The sequence below is a fragment of the Streptomyces huasconensis genome (assembly GCF_021028635.1).
Taxonomy (GTDB): Bacteria; Actinomycetota; Actinomycetes; order Streptomycetales; family Streptomycetaceae; genus Streptomyces; species Streptomyces huasconensis.
The window spans coordinates 3,657,233-3,674,322 of record NZ_CP086119.1 but is presented as its reverse complement, the minus strand read 5'-3'; the positions used below and the strand labels follow the sequence as shown (position 1 = coordinate 3,674,322).

Sequence of the window (17,090 nt, the reverse complement as noted above, 5' to 3'; positions counted from 1 at the left end):
CGGCTCTAGGTGGGTGCTTCTTGGCGGGTGCTGCGTCAGGCCGCCGCGGGGCGGCCGGTCACCGCGACGCGCGTCAGCAGGTCCTCGTACGTCGTGCGGTCGAACTCGCCCGCCGCCGGGGCCGCCACGGTCGCCGCCGACAGGGCGACGGCGCGGGCCAGCCGGTCCGGCCAGGGCAGGCCCTCGGCGAGCCCGGAGAGCAGTCCGGCGACCGCCGAGTCGCCCGCGCCCGTGGGGTTGCCGCGCACCGGGGCGGGGGGCCGCGCCTGCCAGCCGCCGTCCGGGGTGAGGGCGAACAGGCCGTCGGCGCCGAGCGAGGCGACCACGGCGTGCGCGCCCCTGCGGCGGGCGTCGCGGGTGGCCCGGACGGGCTCGTGGAAGCCGGTCAGCTCGCCGAGTTCCTCGGCGTTGGGCTTGATGATGTCAGGGCGCGCGGCGACGGCACGGCGCAGCGGCTCGCCGCTGGTGTCGAGCAGTACGGGGACGTGGGCGGCGCGCGCGGCGCGTACGAGCAGGGCGTACGCGCCGACGGGGACGCCGGGCGGCAGGCTGCCGCAGAGCGCGACCGCCGTCGTGCCCGGGCGGTGCACCAACGCCTCGTAGGTGTCCAGGAAGGCGGCCCACTCGGCGGGGGTGACGGTCGGGCCCGGTTCGTTGAGCTGGGTGGTGTCGCCGGTCGCCGCGTCGGCCACGGCGACGGTGCGGCGCGTGGCGCCCGCGACGGGGGCGAACGCGACCGTCACGCGCGGCTCGTCGGCCAGGCGCTCGCGCAGGACGCGTCCGGTGCCGCCGCCCGCGAAGCCGGTGACGGTCACCTCGTGGCCGAGGGCGGCGAGGACGCGGGCGACGTTCACGCCCTTGCCGCCGGGGCGTTCGATCACCTCGGTGACGCGGTGGGTGGTGTGCGGGGTGAGGGCGGGGACGCGGTAGGTGAGGTCGAGCGCCGCGTTCAACGTGACGGTGAGCATCACTCGTACCACCCCCTAAGTGCCGTGCGCTGCCGCTCTTTCGCCGGTTCTGATCATGCCAAACAGAAGGCGGTTGGCCCAGGGGTGAGGGCCGGCCGCCGTGTCCGGCGCGGGCGTCAGGAGGGCTCGACCACCCATTCGCCCTTGCGCATCACGCCCTTGAGGTCGAAGGACGCGTCCAGGACCACCAGGTCGGCGTCCTTGCCCGGCTCCAGGGAGCCCACGGTGTCGGCCATCCCGAGGAGCGCGGCCGGGTTGGCGCACAGGGCGCGCACGGTGTCCTCCACGGAGATCTTGTCGATGGTCACCGAGCGCTTGAAGGCGCGGTCCAGGGTGAGGGTGGAGCCCGCGATCGAGCCGCCCTCGACGAGCCGCGCCACGCTGTCCTTCACCTCGACCTCCAGCGGGCCGAGCATGTACCGGCCGTCGCCGAAGCCCGCCGCGTCCATCGCGTCCGTGATGAACGCGACGCGGCCCGCGCCCGCCCGGTGGAAGGCCAGCTCCAGGGCGGCCGGGTGCAGATGGGTGCCGTCGTTGATCAGCTCGACGGTGATCCGCTCGTCCTCCAGGAGGGCGGCGATCGGGCCGGGCGCGCGGTGGCCGAGGCCGGGCATCGCGTTGAACAGGTGCGTGGCGACGGTGGCGCCCGCGTCGATGGCCTCCACCGTCTGCTCGTACGTGGCGTCGGTGTGCCCGATGGCCGCGATGACGCCGTGCTCGGCGAGCAGCCGCACGGAGTCGAGGCCGCCGGGCAGTTCGGTGGCGAGCGTGAGCATCTTCGCCCGGCCGCGGGCCGCGTCGATCAGCTTGCGGACGTCGGCGGGGTCGGGGTGGCGGAGCAGGCCCTCGCTGTGCGCGCCCTTGCGGCACGGCGAGATGAAGGGGCCCTCGAAGTGGATGCCGGCGATGTCACCCTGCTCGGCCAGTTCGCTCAGGAGCCCGGCGCGCTCGGCGAGGAAGTCCATCTCGCCGGTGACGGTGGAGGCGACGAGGGTGGTCGTGCCGTGCAGGCGGTGCGTGTGGACGCCCTTGAGGACGTCCTCCACGGTGCCGGAGGTGAAGGAGGCGCCGCCGCCGCCGTGGTTGTGGAGGTCGACGAAGCCGGGGACCACCCAGTGGCCGGTGAGGTCGAGGGTGTCCGCGTGCGGGTCGGCGGGCGTACCGGCCGGGGCGTTCCCGGCGATGCGGGTGCCCTCCACGGTCACGCGGCCGTCGGTGACGGTTCCGGTGGGCAGTACCACCTGGGCACCGGCGAGAACCTTGCGAGTGGCCATCAGGTGGTTACCTCCGGGGGGTCGGTGTCGGCTGGTTGTGCGGGGGACGCCGGCGCGTCGAGGAGGTCCCAGGCGAGCAGGCCCGCCCCCAGGCACCCGGCGGTGTCGCCGAGGGCCGCGGGCACGATGTCCGGCAGCGTCTGGAACTGGACGACGCGTGCCGCGACGGCGGCCCGCAGCGGCGTGAACAAGGTTTCCCCCGCCTCGGCCAGGCCGCCACCGATGATCAGGGTGCGCGGGTCCAGCAGAGTGAGGGCGGTGAGCAGACCGTCCGCCAGCGCGTCGACGGCGTGCTGCCAGACCTCCTGGGCCCGCGGGTCACCGGACTCCACGGCCTTGGCGCAGTCCGCGGCGTCCGCCTCGGGGTCGCCGCTCGCCTCGGCCCACGCCGCGCTCACCGCGGAGGCGGAGGCCAGGCGTTCCAGGCAGCCGCGCTGGCCGCAGCCGCAGGGCGGGCCGCCGGGGCGTACGACGATGTGGCCGATCTCCCCGGCCGAGCCGTGGGCGCCGGGTTCGATGGCGCCGTCGATGCCGATGGCTCCCGCGATGCCGGTGCCCAGCGGCACGAACAGGAAGCGGTCGGCGCCCTTGCCCGCGCCGAGGCGGCCTTCGGCGAGGCCGCCGGTGCGGACGTCGTGGCCGAGGGCGACGGGGACGCCCGCCAGGCGGGCGCTGAGGAGGTCCCGCAGGGGGACGTCGCGCCAGCCGAGGTTGGCCGCGTAGACCGCTGTGCCGCGGGCGGCGTCGACGATTCCGGGTACGGCGACGCCCGCCGCCGCGGCGGGTTCGCCGAGGTGGGCGATGCCGTGGGCGCGCAGGTCGGCGGCGAAGCCGAGGATGGACTCGACGACCGCCTCGGGGCCGCGGTCGCGGCCCGTCGGGCGGCGGGCCTCGTGCAGCAGGGTGCCGTCCGCCCCTATCAGGGCGGCCTTCATTCCGGTGCCGCCCACATCGAGGGCGATGACGTGTCTCACGGATACAGTCTCGCCCGTCACCCCTTGAAAGGTCTAGTCCACCTGTCGGCCGGGCCGGGAGGGGAGCGACAGGAGCAGCAGAGATGCTGCTGTCATATGACTCCCGCAAGTATGCGGAATGGCCGATTTGCCGCAGATACCGCCATGCGAAAGAACGAATCCGTTTTCCGGCCGTGCGGGACGACCGTGTCGAGCGTTTGACCGGGCGCGTTTCTCCCCCCACACAGCCACAGAGGTGGATTCATGCTGAGACCCTGCGCAGGCAGCGGCCGCTTTCGTGCCCGGCTGACCCTCGGATTCGCGCTCGCCGTCATGGCGGGTACGTCCGCGGCGGCGTCCGACGCGCCGCCCCCGGCGCCGAAACCGGCGGTGAAGAAGGCGCCTGACAAGGGCTTCCCGATGCGCATCGCCGCGTACGTGGCCAACAGCGGTTCCGGGAGCGTCTCCGCGTTCGACGTCCGTCTTGAGCGGGCCGTCGCCACCACGGCGGTGGGCAGCGGGCCGACCGGCGTGGGCGCGGCCCCCGACGGCTCCCACGTGTATGTGGCCAACGGCCTGTCCGACTCGGTCACGTTCATCGAGACGTCCGGCCACCGGGCCGTGGCGACCGTGCCGGTCGGCTCCTATCCGTTCTCGGCCTTCCCCAGCCGCGACGGCCGGTGGGTGTTCGCGGCGAACTGGGGCAGCGGCAACGTCTCCGTCATCGACACGGCCGCCCGGAAGGTCGTCGCGACGCCCACGACCGGCGAACTCCCGCACAGCGTCGCCACCCTGCCCGACGGGACCACCTACGTCACCAACAGCGGCAGCAACAACGTCACCGTCCTGTCCAAGGGCCACGAGCCCCTGGTCCAGATCCCCGTGGGCGACTTCCCCAGCGGGATCACCGCCACGGCCAAGGGCGACCGGGTCTACGTCGCCAACACCGGGTCCGGGAGCATCTCCGTCATCGACACCGCCACCCGCAAGGTGACGGCCACCTGGCCGGTCGGCAAGGCCCCCCTCGGCCTGGGGATCAGCCCCGACGGACAGCGGCTGTACGCCGCGGACTCCGGGGCCGACGTGCTCCTCGTCATCGGCACCGCGAACGGCGGTGTCCTCTCCCAGGTGCCCGTGGGCAGGACACCGCAGGGCGTGGCGGTCGCTCCGGGCGGCAGCCGGGTCTGGGTCACCAACGAGGACTCCGCCAGCGTCTCGGTCGTCGACGCGGGGCTCGCGAAGGTCCGGACGACCCTGCGCACCGGCGACCAGCCGGAGGGCATCGCCATCACCCCCAGGTGAGTGACCCCCTACCCCTGGCCGAGAACCACGCTGCGGGTCAGGTTCCTCGGGCGGTCCGGGTCCAGGCCGCGGGACTCGGCCAGGGCCACCGCGAGCCGCTGGGCGCGGATCAGATCGGCCAGCGGGTCGGTGTCCCGGCGGGCGACGAGTTCGCCGCCGACCCGCGCCACGTCACCGGCGAGCCCCTCCGGCAGCGTGCCGAACATCCACGCCACGCGGCCGGGGCCGGTGACGGAGATCGGCCCGTGGCGGTACTCCATCGCCGGGTACGCCTCCGTCCACGCCCCCGCCGCCTCCCGCATCTTCAGCGCCGCCTCCAGCGCGAGGCCGTAGGTCCAGCCGCGCCCGAGGAACGTCCACTGCTCCGCCCCGAGCACCGCCTCCGGCAGCGGCTCGGTGACCGCCAGCTCCGCGTCGACCGCCGCCTCGGCCACCGGCTTCACGCCCGGTACGTCACCGAGCCCGGCCCGCAGGAAGGCGAGCGCGGTCGTGGCGAAGCGGGTCTGGACGACCGACTCCTCGTCCGCCCAGTCCAGGACCGCCACGGTGTCGGCCGCGTCCATGACCGGGGTCTTCGGGTCGGCGGTCAGGGCGAGCGTCGGGACCGAGCCCTTGAGCCGTCCGAGCAGGTCGAGGACCTCCGTCGTCGTACCGGAGCGGGTGATGGCGACCACCCGGTCGTAGCGCCGCCCGGCCGGGAACTCCGAGGAGGCGAAGGCGTCCGTCTCGCCCTGGCCCGCGGCCTCGCGCAGCGCCGCGTACGCGAGGGCCATGAACCACGAGGTCCCGCATCCGGTGACGGCGACCCGCTCACCCGGCCGCGGGAACCCCGTGAAGGAGGCCGCCGCCTCCGCCGCCCGGTGCCAGCAGGCGGGCTGAGTGGCTATTTCTGCTGCGGTACGCGACATGCGGCAAGGCTCCTCGTCGTGCGGGACGTGAACGTGACGTGCTTAGCAGGCCGTGATGTGCATAGCAGGCCGTGACGTGCTTAGCAGGCCGGGCGAGGGGGCCGCAATGGACGTCTGTGGCCGTCCGTTGCACAAGTGATACTGGGCTGGTGTAGACCTTGTGTTCGGACCCGGGGGAAACTCGGGGGAAAATCGCAGTTCGACAGCGGTGGGGCGGTCAAGCCCCGGTACGCGAAGGCAATGAGGGTGGGACAGCTGTGCAGCGGCGCGTGACAGGACTGACCGCGGCGGTGGCCGTACTGGGCATGGCGGGCGTACTCGCCGGCTGCGGTGGTTCCGGCGACTCCGGCGACGTCACCCTCAAGCTGGTGGCCGCCGACTACGGCGACTCCGCGGCCAACAGCTCCAAGAAGTACTGGGACAGGCTCAGCAAGGCCTTCGAGGCGGAGAACCCCGGCATCAAGGTCGACGTCACCGTCCTGTCCTGGAACGACGTGGACCGCGAGGTCAAGGAGATGGTCAAGAAGGGCGACGCCCCCGACCTGGCGCAGATCGGCGCGTACGCCGACTACGCCGCTCAGGGCAAGCTCTACGAGGCCGACGAACTGCTCTCCATCGCCACCCAGGCCGACTTCATGGCCCCGCTCTCCCAGGCCGGTGAGGTCAAGCGCATCCAGTACGGCATGCCGTTCGCCTCCTCCACGCGCCTGCTCTTCTACAACACCAAGCTCTTCAAGGACGCGAACCTCACCCCGCCGCAGAGCTGGAGCCAGCTCCAGTCCGCCGCGAAGGCCCTCAAGGCGCGCGGCGTGAAGATCCCGTACGCGCTGCCGCTGGGCCCCGAGGAGGCGCCCGCCGAGACGCTGATGTGGATGCTGAGCGGGGGCGGCGGTTACACCGACAACGTCGGCTCGTACGACATCGACTCCAAGCAGAACGCCAAGACGTTCTCCTGGCTCCGGGACGAGCTGGTCGGCAAGGGGCTGACCGGGCCGAAGGCGCCCGGTCAGATGAACCGCGCCGAGGCGTTCGCGGCGTTCTCGCGCGGCGAGGTCGGCATGCTCAACGGCCACCCGACGCTGATGAAGATGGCCGCCAAGAAGGGCGTGAAGTTCGGCATGGTGCCGGCGCCCGGCATCAACGGCAAGCCGCGGGCCACGATGGGTGTCGCCGACTGGATGATGGCGTTCAAGCAGAACGGCCACCGCAAGGAGGCCGGGAAGTTCCTCGACTTCGTCTACAGCAAGAAGAACGTGCTCGAGTTCTCCAACGAGTACGACATCCTGCCCGTGACGACCTCCGCGTTCGACGCGATGGCCAAGGACCGCGGCCACACGGAGCTGGGCAAGTTCCTCAAGGAGCTGCCGACCTCCCAGCTCTACCCGGTGGGCAAGACGTCGTGGGCGCAGGTCTCCGCCGACATCAAGAACAACATCGGCAAGACCGTCACGAGGAACGGCAACCCCTCCATGGTCCTCGGCCAGATCCAGAGCAAGGCGGCGGCCGCGGAGAACGCGGAATAGCGTGACGGCATGACCGAAGAGGAACTCTCCGCGCGGGACCGGGCCGTCCTCGCCCTGGAGCGGCGTGACTGGCCGGGCCCCGGCGCGAAGGAACGCGCCGTCCGGGAGGAGCTGGGCATGGTGCCGGTGCGCTACTACCAGCTCCTGAACGCCCTTCTCGACGACCCGCGGGCCCTCGCCCACGACCCGATTACGGTCAATCGGCTCCGCCGGGTCCGGGAGTCGCGGCGCGAGGAGCGCTGACGCGGTTAAGGTCGGGCCCATGGGTGACCCTACGTACGCACAGCCCGACCGGCACGGGCGTCCCGCACTGCCGGAGCCCGTGACGGCGGCGGGCCGTGACGGCCTCGCCGCGCTGCTCGCGCGGCCCGAACGGGCCGTCGTGGCCCTCGACTTCGACGGCACGCTCGCCCCGATCGTGGCCGACCCCGAGCAGGCCCGCGCCCACCCGGACGCCGTGCCCGCGCTCGCCGCCCTCGCCCCGCGCCTGCGGTCCGCCGCGGTGGTCACCGGCCGCCCGGCGGGCGTCGCCGTGCGCTACGGCGGCTTCGCGGGCGTCCCCGGCCTCGACCACCTCGTGGTCCTCGGGCACTACGGCGCCGAGCGCTGGGACGCGGTCACCGGCACCGTCCAGGCCGCCGAGGCGCACCCCGGCGTGGCGGCCGTCCGCGCCGAACTGCCCGGCTTCCTGGACACGATCGGCGCCTGGCGTGGCACGTGGATCGAGGAGAAGGGCCGTGCCCTCGCCGTCCACACGCGCCGCGCGCAGGACCCGCAGGCCGCCTACGACACCCTGCGCGCCCCGCTCACCGAGCTGGCGCACCGGCACGGCCTGATCGTCGAGCCGGGCCGCATGGTCCTCGAACTGCGCCCGCCCGGCATGGACAAGGGCGTGGCCCTCGCCGCGTACCTGCGCGAGGTGGGCGCGGAGTCGGTGCTCTACGCGGGCGACGACCTGGGCGACCTCCCCGCCTTCGCCGCGGTGGAGAAACTCCGCTCGGACGGCGTCGCGGGCCTGCTGGTGTGCAGCGGCAGCGCGGAAGTGACGGAACTCTCCGACCGCGCCGACCTGGTGGTGCCCGGCCCGGCGGGAGTGGTGAACCTGCTCTCCTCCCTGGTCGCAGCCTTGCCCGAGGCATGAGCGGGTGAAGCGGGCGCGTCCGGACGACGAGTTCCGCCCGGCCGCGCCCCAACCTCCACCGCCGCGGGGGCGGGCTAGGCGGCGTCGTCCGTCAGGGCGTGGAGCTGGTCCAGGAACCACCGCGCCGGGGGCAGTGCCGTCGCCGCCGCCGTGAGGCGCTTCGTGCGTTCGGCGCGCTCACTGGCCGGCATCGAGAGGCCGGCGTGCAACGCCTCCGCCGTCGCCGAGGTGTCGTAGGGGTTGACCGCCAGCGCGTCCTCGCCCAGCTCCTCGTACGCCCCCGCCTCCCGCGAAAGCACCAGCGCGCACCCCTCGTCGGAGACCACCGGCACCTCCTTCGCGACCAGGTTCATGCCGTCGCGGATGGGGTTGACCAGCGCCACGTCCGCGAGGCGGTACGCCGCGAGCGAGCGGGCGAAGTCGTCGTCGACGTGGAGGAGGACCGGGGTCCAGCCGGGCGTACCGAACTCCGCGTTGATCTGCTCCGCGACGCGCGAGACCTCCGCCGTGTAGTCGCGGTACACCGCGAGGTCCTGCCGCGAGGGGTAGGCGAACGCGACGTGGACGACCCGCTCGCGCCACTCGGGGCGGGTCTCCAGCAGTTCCCGGTAGGCGTGCAGGCCGCGCACGATGTTCTTGGACAGTTCGGTCCTGTCCACCCGCACGATGGTCTTGCGGCCCTCGCCCACCTGCCCGCGCAGTGTCGCCATGCGCTCCTCGACGTCCTCGCGCCGCGAGCGCTCCCGCAGGAAGTCGGCGTCGGCGCCCAGGCCGTGCACCCCGATCCGCGTCCCCGACGTCCCGCCGAGCACGCGCACGCAGCACTCCGTGAAGGCGTCCGCCCAGCGGTGGGTGAGGAACCCGAGCCGGTCCGCGCCGAGCATGCCGCGCAGCACCTGTTCCGCCACGTCGTCCGGCAGCATCCGGAAGTAGTCGGCGGGCGCCCACGGCGTGTGCGAGAAGTGGCCGATCCGCAGGTCCTCGCGCAGCTCGCGCAGCATCCCCGGGACCAGCGTCAGGTGGTAGTCCTGCACGAGAACCGCCGCGCCGGGCGCCGCCTCGGCCGCCAGCGCCTCCGCGAACGCCCGGTTGTACGTCTCGTACGCGGCCCACTGCGCCCGGAACTCCGGGCCGAAGACCGGCTCCAGAGGCGTCTGGTACAGCATGTGGTGGACGAACCACAGGACCGAGTTGGCGATGCCGTTGTACGCGGCGGCGTGCACCCCCTCGCGCGAGCCGGCGTCGATGTCGAGCATCCGCACGCCCGGCTCGCCGACGCCGCGCCGCACCGCCTCCCGGTCGCCCTCGCCGAGCGCCGCGCACACCCACAGGGCTCCCGCGTCGTCACCGATGGCGCTCAGTCCGGAGACGAGTCCGCCGCCGCCGCGCCGGGCGGTCAGCTCACCGTCCTCGCCCACCGTGTACGAGACGGGGCCGCGGTTGGACGCGACGAGTACCTGTGCTGCTGTTGCCGTAGCCGATTCGGACACCATGTGCCAAAACGTAGCCCGTCCGGGGGGCGGGCAAACGTGCGGTCCCCGGTGGCTCACGCCACGCGTCGGTGCGCGTACTCCGCGATGCCGGTCATGGGCGGCCGTTCCTCGGTGTCCACGGCGTGACTGCGCGGCACGAAGCCGTGCTCGCCCCGCTCGAACTGCGTCAGTTCGGGCCGTACGAGATGTCCGCGCGCGAGCCGCACCTGGGCCGTGCGGTAGATCGCCGCCGCCATCCGCCCGAGCGCCTGTCCGTCCTGGTGGCGGTGTCTGCGCACCCCGACGTCGACCTGCGCCAGCGCGTCCAGGCCCACCGTGTGCAGCGCGTCCACGAGCAGCCCCAGTTCCACGCCGTACCCGACGGGGAACGGCAGCCGCTCCAGGAGGGACCTGCGGGCCGCGTACTCGCCGCCGAGCGGCTGCACGAAACCGGCCAGCCGCGGCCAGTGCATGTTCAGCAGCGGCCGCGCCATCAGCTCCGTGACCCGGCCGCCCTGACCGGCGGCCTCGCCGAGCGGCCGGTCGTACATCGCCTTGACGAACGCCACGTCGGGGTCGGTCAGCAGCGGGCCGACGATCCCCGAGACGAAGTCGGCGGAGAACTCCCTGAGGTCCGCGTCGACGAACGCCACGATGTCGCCGCTCGTCACCAGCAGCGACCGCCACAGCACCTCGCCCTTGCCGGGGAGCGGCGCGATGCGCGGCAGGATCTCGTCGCGGCGCACGACCTTGGCACCGGCCTCCCGCGCCACCTCGGCTGTTCGGTCCGAGGAGCCGGAGTCGATCACCACCAGCTCGTCGACGAGCGGGACGCGTTCCATCAGCGCGCGGCGGATCTCGGCGACGATCGCGCCGACCGTCTCCTGTTCGTCGAGGGCGGGCAGCACGACGCTCACCGTCGCGCCGGACGCCCGCTTGGCGGCGACGAGCCGGTCCAAGGGGCGGTCGGCGACCGACCAGGAACGCCTGTTCAGCCAGCGCTCGACCTCTTCCAGCACGGTCAGGGTCCTTCCGTATGTGATCCATCTCGCGGTTCGGACGACTATCTCAAGCGTCCAGGGCTTCGGTTACAGTCTTGGGCAACGCCGGTGACCATCGCATGTCGGGGGCCCTGGCGTCACAATCGAATACCGCTCATCCAGAGGGGCAGAGGGATACGGCCCGTTGAAGCCCCGGCAACCCTCCCGCCGACCGCGAGGTCACGGTGGGGAAGGTGCCAATTCCGTCTCGCGGCGAGATGCGCCGCGGGGAAGATGAGGAGAAAGGGCCTCGCCTCCATGGCTGTGCAGACCGTCGCCACCCAGAGCACCACCCCTTCCGTCGACCTCGGGCCTGCCTCCGGCCTCTCCTGCCGCGAGTGCGGCACCAAGTTCCCGCTCGGCCCGATCTTCGCCTGCGCCGAGTGTTTCGGCCCCCTCGAAGTCGCGTACGACCTGCCCCTCGGCGACCCGGAAGCCCTCCGCAAGCGGATCGAGGCCGGCCCCGCCAACATCTGGCGCTACGCCCCGCTGCTCCCCGTCCCCGCCGACGTCGCCGACAAGCCGAACCTCAACCCCGGCTGGACCAAGCTCGTCAAGGCCGACAACCTCGCGCGCGAACTCGGCGTCGAACAGGGCAAGTTGTTCGTCAAGGACGACTCCGGCAACCCCACGCACTCCTTCAAGGACCGCGTCGTCGCGCAGGCGCTGGAGGCGGCCAGGGCCTTCGGCTTCACCACGCTCTCCTGCTCCTCCACCGGCAACCTCGCGGGCGCCGTCGGCGCCGCCGCCGCCCGCGCCGGGTTCCGCTCCTGCGTGTTCATCCCGCACGACCTGGAGCAGGGCAAGGTCGTCATGGCCGCGGTCTACGGCGGCGAGCTGGTCGGCATCGAGGGCAACTACGACGACGTGAACCGCTTCTGCTCCGAGCTGATCGGCGATCCGCTGGGCGAGGGCTGGGGCTTCGTCAACGTCAACCTCCGGCCGTACTACGGCGAGGGCTCCAAGACCCTCGCGTACGAGATCTGCGAGCAGCTCGGCTGGGAGCTGCCCGACCAGCTGGTCATCCCCATCGCCTCCGGGTCGCAGCTCACGAAGATCGACAAGGGGCTCAAGGAGCTGATCGCGCTCGGCCTCGTCGCCGACAAGCCCTACAAGATCTTCGGCGCCCAGGCGGAAGGCTGCTCGCCCGTGTCGGCCGCGTTCAAGGCCGGGCACGACGTGGTGCGCCCCCAGAAGCCGAACACCATCGCCAAGTCGCTGGCCATCGGCAACCCCGCCGACGGACCGTACGTGCTGGACATCGCGCGCCGTACGGGCGGGGCGGTGGAGGACGTGAACGATGCGCAGGTCGTCGACGCGATCAAGCTGCTCGCGCGGACGGAGGGCATCTTCGCGGAGACCGCCGGGGGTGTGACGGTGGGCGTCGCGAAGAAGCTGATCGAGGCGGGGCTCATCGACCCGGCGCTCACCACGGTGGTGCTGAACACGGGGGATGGCCTGAAGACGCTGGACGCTGTCGCTGAGACTTCGCAGGCCACCGCGACGATCAAGCCCAGCCTTGAGGCGTTTCGCTCCGCGGGCCTGGCCGGTTAGTCCTCGCCGCAGAGGCTGATGTCCGCGGCCGACCGCCGGCCGTGGTCCGTCCTCGCGCAGTTCCCCGCGCCCCTTTCAGGGGCGCCCACTCCCGTATCTCGAAGGTGAACCCCATGAGCGTCAATGTCCGGATTCCCACCATCCTTCGCACCTACACCGGCGGGCAGGCCGAGGTCGTCGCCGAGGGGGCGACCCTCGGTGAGGTCATCGCCGATCTGGAGAAGAACCACACCGGCATCGCCGCCCGCGTCCTGGACGACCAGGGCAAGCTGCGCCGCTTCGTGAACGTGTACGTCAATGACGACGACGTCCGGTTCGAGCAGGGCCTGGAGACGGCCACGCCGGACGGCGCGGGCGTGTCGATCATCCCGGCGGTCGCCGGCGGCTGAGCCGTTGACGATCCGCTGGTGATCCGTTTCTGCAACTTCTCTGCGTAACCCGAATTGCCCTCTCCGCTGACAAACGGAGGGGGCAATTCTGCATGGTTGATCGCGATACAGTTGGGAATGCTGTTTCGCCGTTTGTGTCGAGCGCATATACGAAGTCGGCCGGGAGCCGACAAGAAGCAGCCAAAGCGAGCCGCCCCTTTGAGCCTTTCGTGGCATTTGCCGGGCCCGACTTGCCCTGGATCATGACGAACTCTCCGCATATCGCCGATCCGGCATGCCCAGAATTCTCGTCCGATTGACCTGTTGCAGAGGGCAGTTGGGCAGATACATTCAGCGGCGGTCGACGCGTTCCGGCGCACACCCCCAACCAATGGGGGGTGAGGTCTGACCCGGGTCCGCGAAGTGCGGTCCTGTGCAAGGGCCAGTAATAGGGGAGTTAGGCATGGCTCAGGGCACCGTCAAGTGGTTCAACGCGGAGAAGGGGTACGGCTTCATCGCGGTCGACGGTGGTGCGGATGTTTTCGTCCACTACAGCGCGATCCAGATGGACGGTTACCGCACCCTTGAAGAAGGTCAGCGAGTCGAGTTCGAGATCTCGCAGGGCCAGAAGGGTCCGCAGGCGGACATGGTCAAGCTCGCCGTCTAGCTCGGCGCGATCGACCACCGAAGCAAGCATCGCGAGGGGCTCGTATCCCATGGGGGTACGGGCCCCTCGTGTGCGCCCGCGCGCCCGCGGGTAGGGACGGTGGGTCCGGATCGCGCGCCCCCGGATCCGCGAGAGGCGCTTGCACTCGCAGGGGTCGAGTGCTAATCATTGGGCTTAGCACTCTCCCAGTGAGAGTGACAGAACTTGGATCGGGTCGGTGAGGTCCGCGGGCCGCGTGGGGCAAGGAACCACACGGTGCGCAGTCCGTCCGTCGCGGGCACCAGCACGGTCCGTTTGCGTTTCCACCCCTGTCCGGGAGGACCACTTCACATGGCCAAGATCATCGCGTTCGACGAGGAGGCACGGCGCGGCCTCGAGCGCGGCATGAACCAGCTCGCCGACGCCGTCAAGGTGACCCTGGGCCCCAAGGGTCGCAACGTCGTCCTCGAGAAGAAGTGGGGCGCCCCCACGATCACCAACGATGGTGTGTCCATCGCCAAGGAGATCGAGCTCGAGGACCCGTACGAGAAGATCGGCGCCGAGCTGGTCAAGGAGGTCGCGAAGAAGACGGACGACGTCGCCGGTGACGGCACGACGACCGCGACCGTCCTGGCCCAGGCCCTGGTGCGCGAGGGTCTGCGCAACGTGGCCGCCGGTGCCAACCCGATGGCCCTCAAGCGCGGCATCGAGAAGGCCGTCGAGGCCGTCTCCGGCGCCCTCCTTGAGCAGGCGAAGGATGTCGAGACCAAGGAGCAGATCGCTTCGACGGCCTCCATCTCCGCCGCCGACACCCAGATCGGCGAGCTGATCGCCGAGGCCATGGACAAGGTCGGCAAGGAAGGCGTCATCACCGTCGAGGAGTCCCAGACCTTCGGTCTGGAGCTGGAGCTCACCGAGGGTATGCGCTTCGACAAGGGCTACATCTCGGCGTACTTCGCCACCGACATGGAGCGTATGGAGGCGTCGCTCGACGACCCGTACATCCTGATCGTCAACTCCAAGATCTCCAACGTGAAGGACCTCCTTCCGCTGCTGGAGAAGGTCATGCAGTCGGGCAAGCCGCTGCTGATCATCGCGGAGGACGTCGAGGGCGAGGCCCTGTCCACGCTGGTCGTCAACAAGATCCGTGGCACCTTCAAGTCCGTCGCCGTCAAGGCTCCGGGCTTCGGTGATCGCCGCAAGGCCATGCTCGGCGACATCGCCATCCTCACCGGTGGCACCGTCATCTCCGAGGAGGTCGGCCTCAAGCTGGAGAACGCCGGTCTCGACCTGCTCGGCCGCGCCCGCAAGGTCGTCATCACCAAGGACGAGACGACCATCGTCGACGGCGCCGGTGACAGCGACCAGGTCCAGGGCCGCGTCAACCAGATCCGCGCCGAGATCGAGAACAGCGACTCCGACTACGACCGCGAGAAGCTCCAGGAGCGCCTGGCGAAGCTCGCGGGCGGCGTGGCCGTCATCAAGGCCGGTGCCGCGACCGAGGTCGAGCTGAAGGAGCGCAAGCACCGCATCGAGGACGCCGTTCGCAACGCGAAGGCGGCCGTCGAGGAGGGCATCGTCGCCGGTGGTGGCGTGGCTCTCATCCAGGCCTCCGCGGTCTTCGAGAAGCTGGAGCTGGAGGGCGACGAGGCCACCGGTGCCGCCGCTGTGAAGCTGGCCCTGGAGGCCCCGCTGAAGCAGATCGCCGTCAACGCCGGCCTTGAGGGTGGCGTCGTCGTCGAGAAGGTGCGCAACCTCACCGTCGGCCACGGCCTCAACGCCGCGACCGGTGAGTACGTCGACATGATCGCCGAGGGCATCCTCGACCCGGCGAAGGTCACGCGCTCCGCTCTGCAGAACGCCGCGTCCATCGCCGCGCTGTTCCTCACCACCGAGGCCGTCATCGCCGACAAGCCGGAGAAGGCCGCCGCGGCGGGCGCTCCGGGCGGCATGCCGGGCGGTGACATGGACTTCTGATCGACCTCTGGTTGATCACTGTCCTGACGTTCGCGTCCCGAGGGCGGCACCTCTTCTCAGGAAGGGGGGCCGCCCTCGGGCGTTTCCGGCTTCCGTCATGGTCAGGTGACGTAGTCCTTCAGCTTCTCGGTTTCCAGGGTGATGGCCACGGGGGAGGGGAGACGGACCGTGGAGCCGTAGTGGTACGGGCGGCGGTTTTGGTAGACGCCGTTCTGCGGGGCGCTGTGGACGACCAGGGTGTCGTTGTCCCGGTCGATGAGGAGGTAGACGGGGATGCCCACGTAGGCGTAGGCCCGTCCTTTCTCCAGGCGGTCACGCCGGTCCGTGTCGTTGTCGTGCGAGGTGACTTCGACGGCCATGAGGACGCCCTCCGGAGAGGCCCATTCGCCCTCCTGGTCGATGAAGTGGTCCAACGGGGCGAGGGCGCCGTCGGCCCTGGCCCGCCCATTGCGGTATGTCGGGACCCTGAGACCCTGTTGGGGGTAGAGCGCCAGCTCGGGACGCTGCTGCATACACTGCCGAAGCAGCCACATGACGATGGCCCCGTGGAGCTGGTCCGGCACGGGTTTGACCTCTAGCTTTCCGTTGATCAGTTCGAGCGTGACCGTCTCCGGGGCCACACGAGCCAGTTCCTCGAAGTCCTCGACATCGATCGGGCCGTGCTTCAAGCGCAGCCTGCCGCCATAGAACTCCAGCCTGTTCCGGACGGTTTCCGGGGCTCGGCGTACCAGCTCCTCGAAGTCTTCGACGGACATCTGCGGGCGTTCATCGGTGCCAGGGGTCATGGTGGTGCCTCCTCCCTTCCATCGTGCCCCGGACCCATGTCGTCGGACCGTTGCAGCGTTCATGCGTGTGCCCTTGCGTGTGGAGAGTTGGCGGCGGTGCGGAGCGCCGTCACGTGGGCGCGGACGGCCTCTGGGAGGAGGACCGCTGCCGTGGTGGGCGTCGGTTCGCCTCGGCAGGGGCCGCAGGTGCCGCCCGGGAGGGCCTCGGGGCGGCCGGGGGCGCCGCAGCGGGTGCATTCCAGGATGCGGAGGGCGGGGCGGGGCGGTGGGGGCTCCGGGGGCAGCTTGGAGGTCAGGCGGCTGCGGACCACGGCCGCGGGGCTGTGGATGGGCGTGGGGAGGCCCGCGGTGAGGGCGCGCACGATGTCCGGTTCGGTGGCGCCGCGCTCGAACCACTGCGTGACCTGCGGTTCGAGGCGTACGCAGTCGAGGTACGAGAGGGACAGCGCGGGCGCGGTCCTACCGAGCGCCGCCAGCAGGATGAAGGCGCGGCTGCGGGTCGGCCGTTGCCGGGGCCGGTCCGGCTCACCCTCCCCCGGTACGCCGCCCCGCGTGAACGCCGTCCACCACGCGTCGTCCCTCGCGATGCGGGAGAACCACGTTCGGGTGATCCAGCGGGCGCTGCCCGTGCCGCGCACGTGTTCCCGGCCGCGCCGCAGGTGGCCCGCCGCCTGGATTCTGTTCAGCGCCGTGCGCAGGGCGCACTGTCCGTACGGCAGCTCCTTGGCCAGCGTCTTCACGGAGATGTCCGCGCCGTCCGGGAGCCGGTCGATGTACGCGGCGATGGCCGCCTCGCGGGGCGGGAGGTGGGCGAAGTCGGGGTTGGTGCGCGGGGGTTGGCCGGGCGTCGAACGCTTGCCGTAGCCCGGACTCGCCATGGGGTGCGGAGACGGGTGCGGGGTCGCGTGCGTGGAGCGGGGGGCGGCACTAAGCTGGGCGTCAGCCATGGGTCGAACTCTCGCTTCGATCTCGTGGTCATCGCCACGGTTCGAACCTTCGCTTCGATCTCGTGGCCAAACCCCCGCAGGTGTTCGCGCACCTGGCGGGGGTTGTTCGTTATGTGGGCACGCTAGAGCGTCGTCACGGTGTGTGGCAAGCCGAACGCGGAAAGTCCGCGATCATGTCAACTCCAGGGGTGGGAGGGCGGGTTGAGACCCGCCTCCCGTTCCGTAGAAGCAG

General features: G+C 71.2%; 16 protein-coding genes and 1 riboswitch. Of the genes, 8 read left to right on the top strand and 8 right to left on the bottom strand.

What is annotated here, in order from left to right; genetic code table 11:
• Positions 1 to 35: 35 nt before the first annotated feature.
• From J2N69_RS16660 to J2N69_RS16650, 3 genes are all read right to left on the bottom strand, one after another.
• Entirely contained in the window at positions 36 to 971 is a 936-nt protein-coding gene (locus tag J2N69_RS16660) for a 1-phosphofructokinase family hexose kinase (protein ID WP_230901500.1), read from the bottom strand.
• A gap of 113 nt (positions 972 to 1,084) precedes the next feature.
• Positions 1,085 to 2,242, bottom strand: a complete 1,158-nt coding sequence (gene nagA / locus J2N69_RS16655) for an N-acetylglucosamine-6-phosphate deacetylase (RefSeq protein ID WP_230901499.1) — start codon at positions 2,240 to 2,242, stop codon at positions 1,085 to 1,087.
• Positions 2,242 to 3,216, bottom strand: a complete 975-nt coding sequence (locus tag J2N69_RS16650) for an ROK family protein (protein ID WP_230901498.1) — start codon at positions 3,214 to 3,216, stop codon at positions 2,242 to 2,244. Before J2N69_RS16650 ends, nagA begins: the two co-directional genes overlap by 1 nt.
• A 243-nt stretch (positions 3,217 to 3,459) precedes the next feature.
• Between J2N69_RS16650 and J2N69_RS16645 the strand changes: the two genes are divergently transcribed.
• On the top strand, positions 3,460 to 4,497 hold the full coding sequence (locus J2N69_RS16645; protein ID WP_230901497.1) for a YVTN family beta-propeller repeat protein: 1,038 nt from the start codon (positions 3,460 to 3,462) through the stop codon (positions 4,495 to 4,497).
• 8 nt (positions 4,498 to 4,505) lie between these two features.
• Here the strand turns inward: J2N69_RS16645 and J2N69_RS16640 are convergent, their stop codons facing one another.
• Positions 4,506 to 5,405 carry an SIS domain-containing protein gene (locus tag J2N69_RS16640; RefSeq protein ID WP_230901496.1) on the bottom strand — a complete coding sequence of 300 codons (900 nt, stop codon included), beginning with the start codon at positions 5,403 to 5,405 and terminating at the stop codon, positions 4,506 to 4,508.
• A 257-nt stretch (positions 5,406 to 5,662) separates the two neighbouring features.
• Between J2N69_RS16640 and J2N69_RS16635 the strand changes: the two genes are divergently transcribed.
• The 3 genes from J2N69_RS16635 to otsB are packed head-to-tail and all read left to right on the top strand — an operon-like array spanning position 5,663 to position 8,069.
• Positions 5,663 to 6,928 carry an ABC transporter substrate-binding protein gene (locus tag J2N69_RS16635; protein WP_443049181.1) on the top strand — a complete coding sequence of 422 codons (1,266 nt, stop codon included), beginning with the start codon at positions 5,663 to 5,665 and terminating at the stop codon, positions 6,926 to 6,928.
• Between the two features lie 9 nt (positions 6,929 to 6,937).
• The gene (locus tag J2N69_RS16630) at positions 6,938 to 7,171 is read left to right on the top strand and encodes a DUF3263 domain-containing protein (protein ID WP_127911101.1); all 234 of its coding nucleotides are present in this window, start codon (positions 6,938 to 6,940) and stop codon (positions 7,169 to 7,171) included.
• A 19-nt stretch (positions 7,172 to 7,190) separates the two neighbouring features.
• Complete coding sequence (gene otsB / locus J2N69_RS16625) at positions 7,191 to 8,069, top strand: trehalose-phosphatase (protein ID WP_230901495.1); 879 nt, start codon at positions 7,191 to 7,193, stop codon at positions 8,067 to 8,069.
• Between the two features lie 74 nt (positions 8,070 to 8,143).
• On the opposite strand, the gene J2N69_RS16620 is transcribed toward otsB, so the two are convergent.
• Both J2N69_RS16620 and J2N69_RS16615 read right to left on the bottom strand, forming a co-directional pair.
• Entirely contained in the window at positions 8,144 to 9,562 is a 1,419-nt protein-coding gene (locus J2N69_RS16620) for an alpha,alpha-trehalose-phosphate synthase (UDP-forming) (protein ID WP_230901494.1), read from the bottom strand.
• Between the two features lie 53 nt (positions 9,563 to 9,615).
• Positions 9,616 to 10,560, bottom strand: a complete 945-nt coding sequence (locus J2N69_RS16615; protein WP_230901493.1) for a glucosyl-3-phosphoglycerate synthase — start codon at positions 10,558 to 10,560, stop codon at positions 9,616 to 9,618.
• Positions 10,561 to 10,693: 133 nt separating this feature from the next.
• Positions 10,694 to 10,822: riboswitch (SAM riboswitch) on the top strand.
• A 17-nt stretch (positions 10,823 to 10,839) separates the two neighbouring features.
• Between J2N69_RS16615 and thrC the strand changes: the two genes are divergently transcribed.
• The 4 genes from thrC to groL all read left to right on the top strand — a co-directional run bounded on the left by thrC (position 10,840) and on the right by groL (position 15,126).
• Positions 10,840 to 12,135: a threonine synthase gene (thrC, locus tag J2N69_RS16610; RefSeq protein WP_230901492.1), complete on the top strand. Its 1,296-nt coding sequence runs from the start codon at positions 10,840 to 10,842 to the stop codon at positions 12,133 to 12,135.
• A 113-nt stretch (positions 12,136 to 12,248) separates the two neighbouring features.
• The gene (locus J2N69_RS16605; RefSeq protein WP_095752309.1) at positions 12,249 to 12,524 is read left to right on the top strand and encodes a ubiquitin-like small modifier protein 1; all 276 of its coding nucleotides are present in this window, start codon (positions 12,249 to 12,251) and stop codon (positions 12,522 to 12,524) included.
• 442 nt (positions 12,525 to 12,966) lie between these two features.
• Complete coding sequence (locus tag J2N69_RS16600; protein ID WP_005315736.1) at positions 12,967 to 13,170, top strand: cold-shock protein; 204 nt, start codon at positions 12,967 to 12,969, stop codon at positions 13,168 to 13,170.
• 330 nt (positions 13,171 to 13,500) lie between these two features.
• The gene (gene groL, locus J2N69_RS16595; RefSeq protein ID WP_230901491.1) at positions 13,501 to 15,126 is read left to right on the top strand and encodes a chaperonin GroEL; all 1,626 of its coding nucleotides are present in this window, start codon (positions 13,501 to 13,503) and stop codon (positions 15,124 to 15,126) included.
• Between the two features lie 101 nt (positions 15,127 to 15,227).
• Here groL and J2N69_RS16590 read toward each other — a convergent pair whose 3' ends face one another.
• Together J2N69_RS16590 and J2N69_RS16585 are read right to left on the bottom strand one after the other, a co-directional pair.
• A complete protein-coding gene (locus J2N69_RS16590) occupies positions 15,228 to 15,911 on the bottom strand; it encodes a Uma2 family endonuclease (protein ID WP_230901490.1) in 684 nt (227 codons plus the stop codon).
• Positions 15,912 to 15,970: 59 nt separating this feature from the next.
• Positions 15,971 to 16,858, bottom strand: coding sequence for a hypothetical protein (locus J2N69_RS16585; RefSeq protein ID WP_230901489.1), 888 nt, complete (start codon positions 16,856 to 16,858; stop codon positions 15,971 to 15,973).
• Between the last annotated feature and the right edge of the window lie 232 nt (positions 16,859 to 17,090).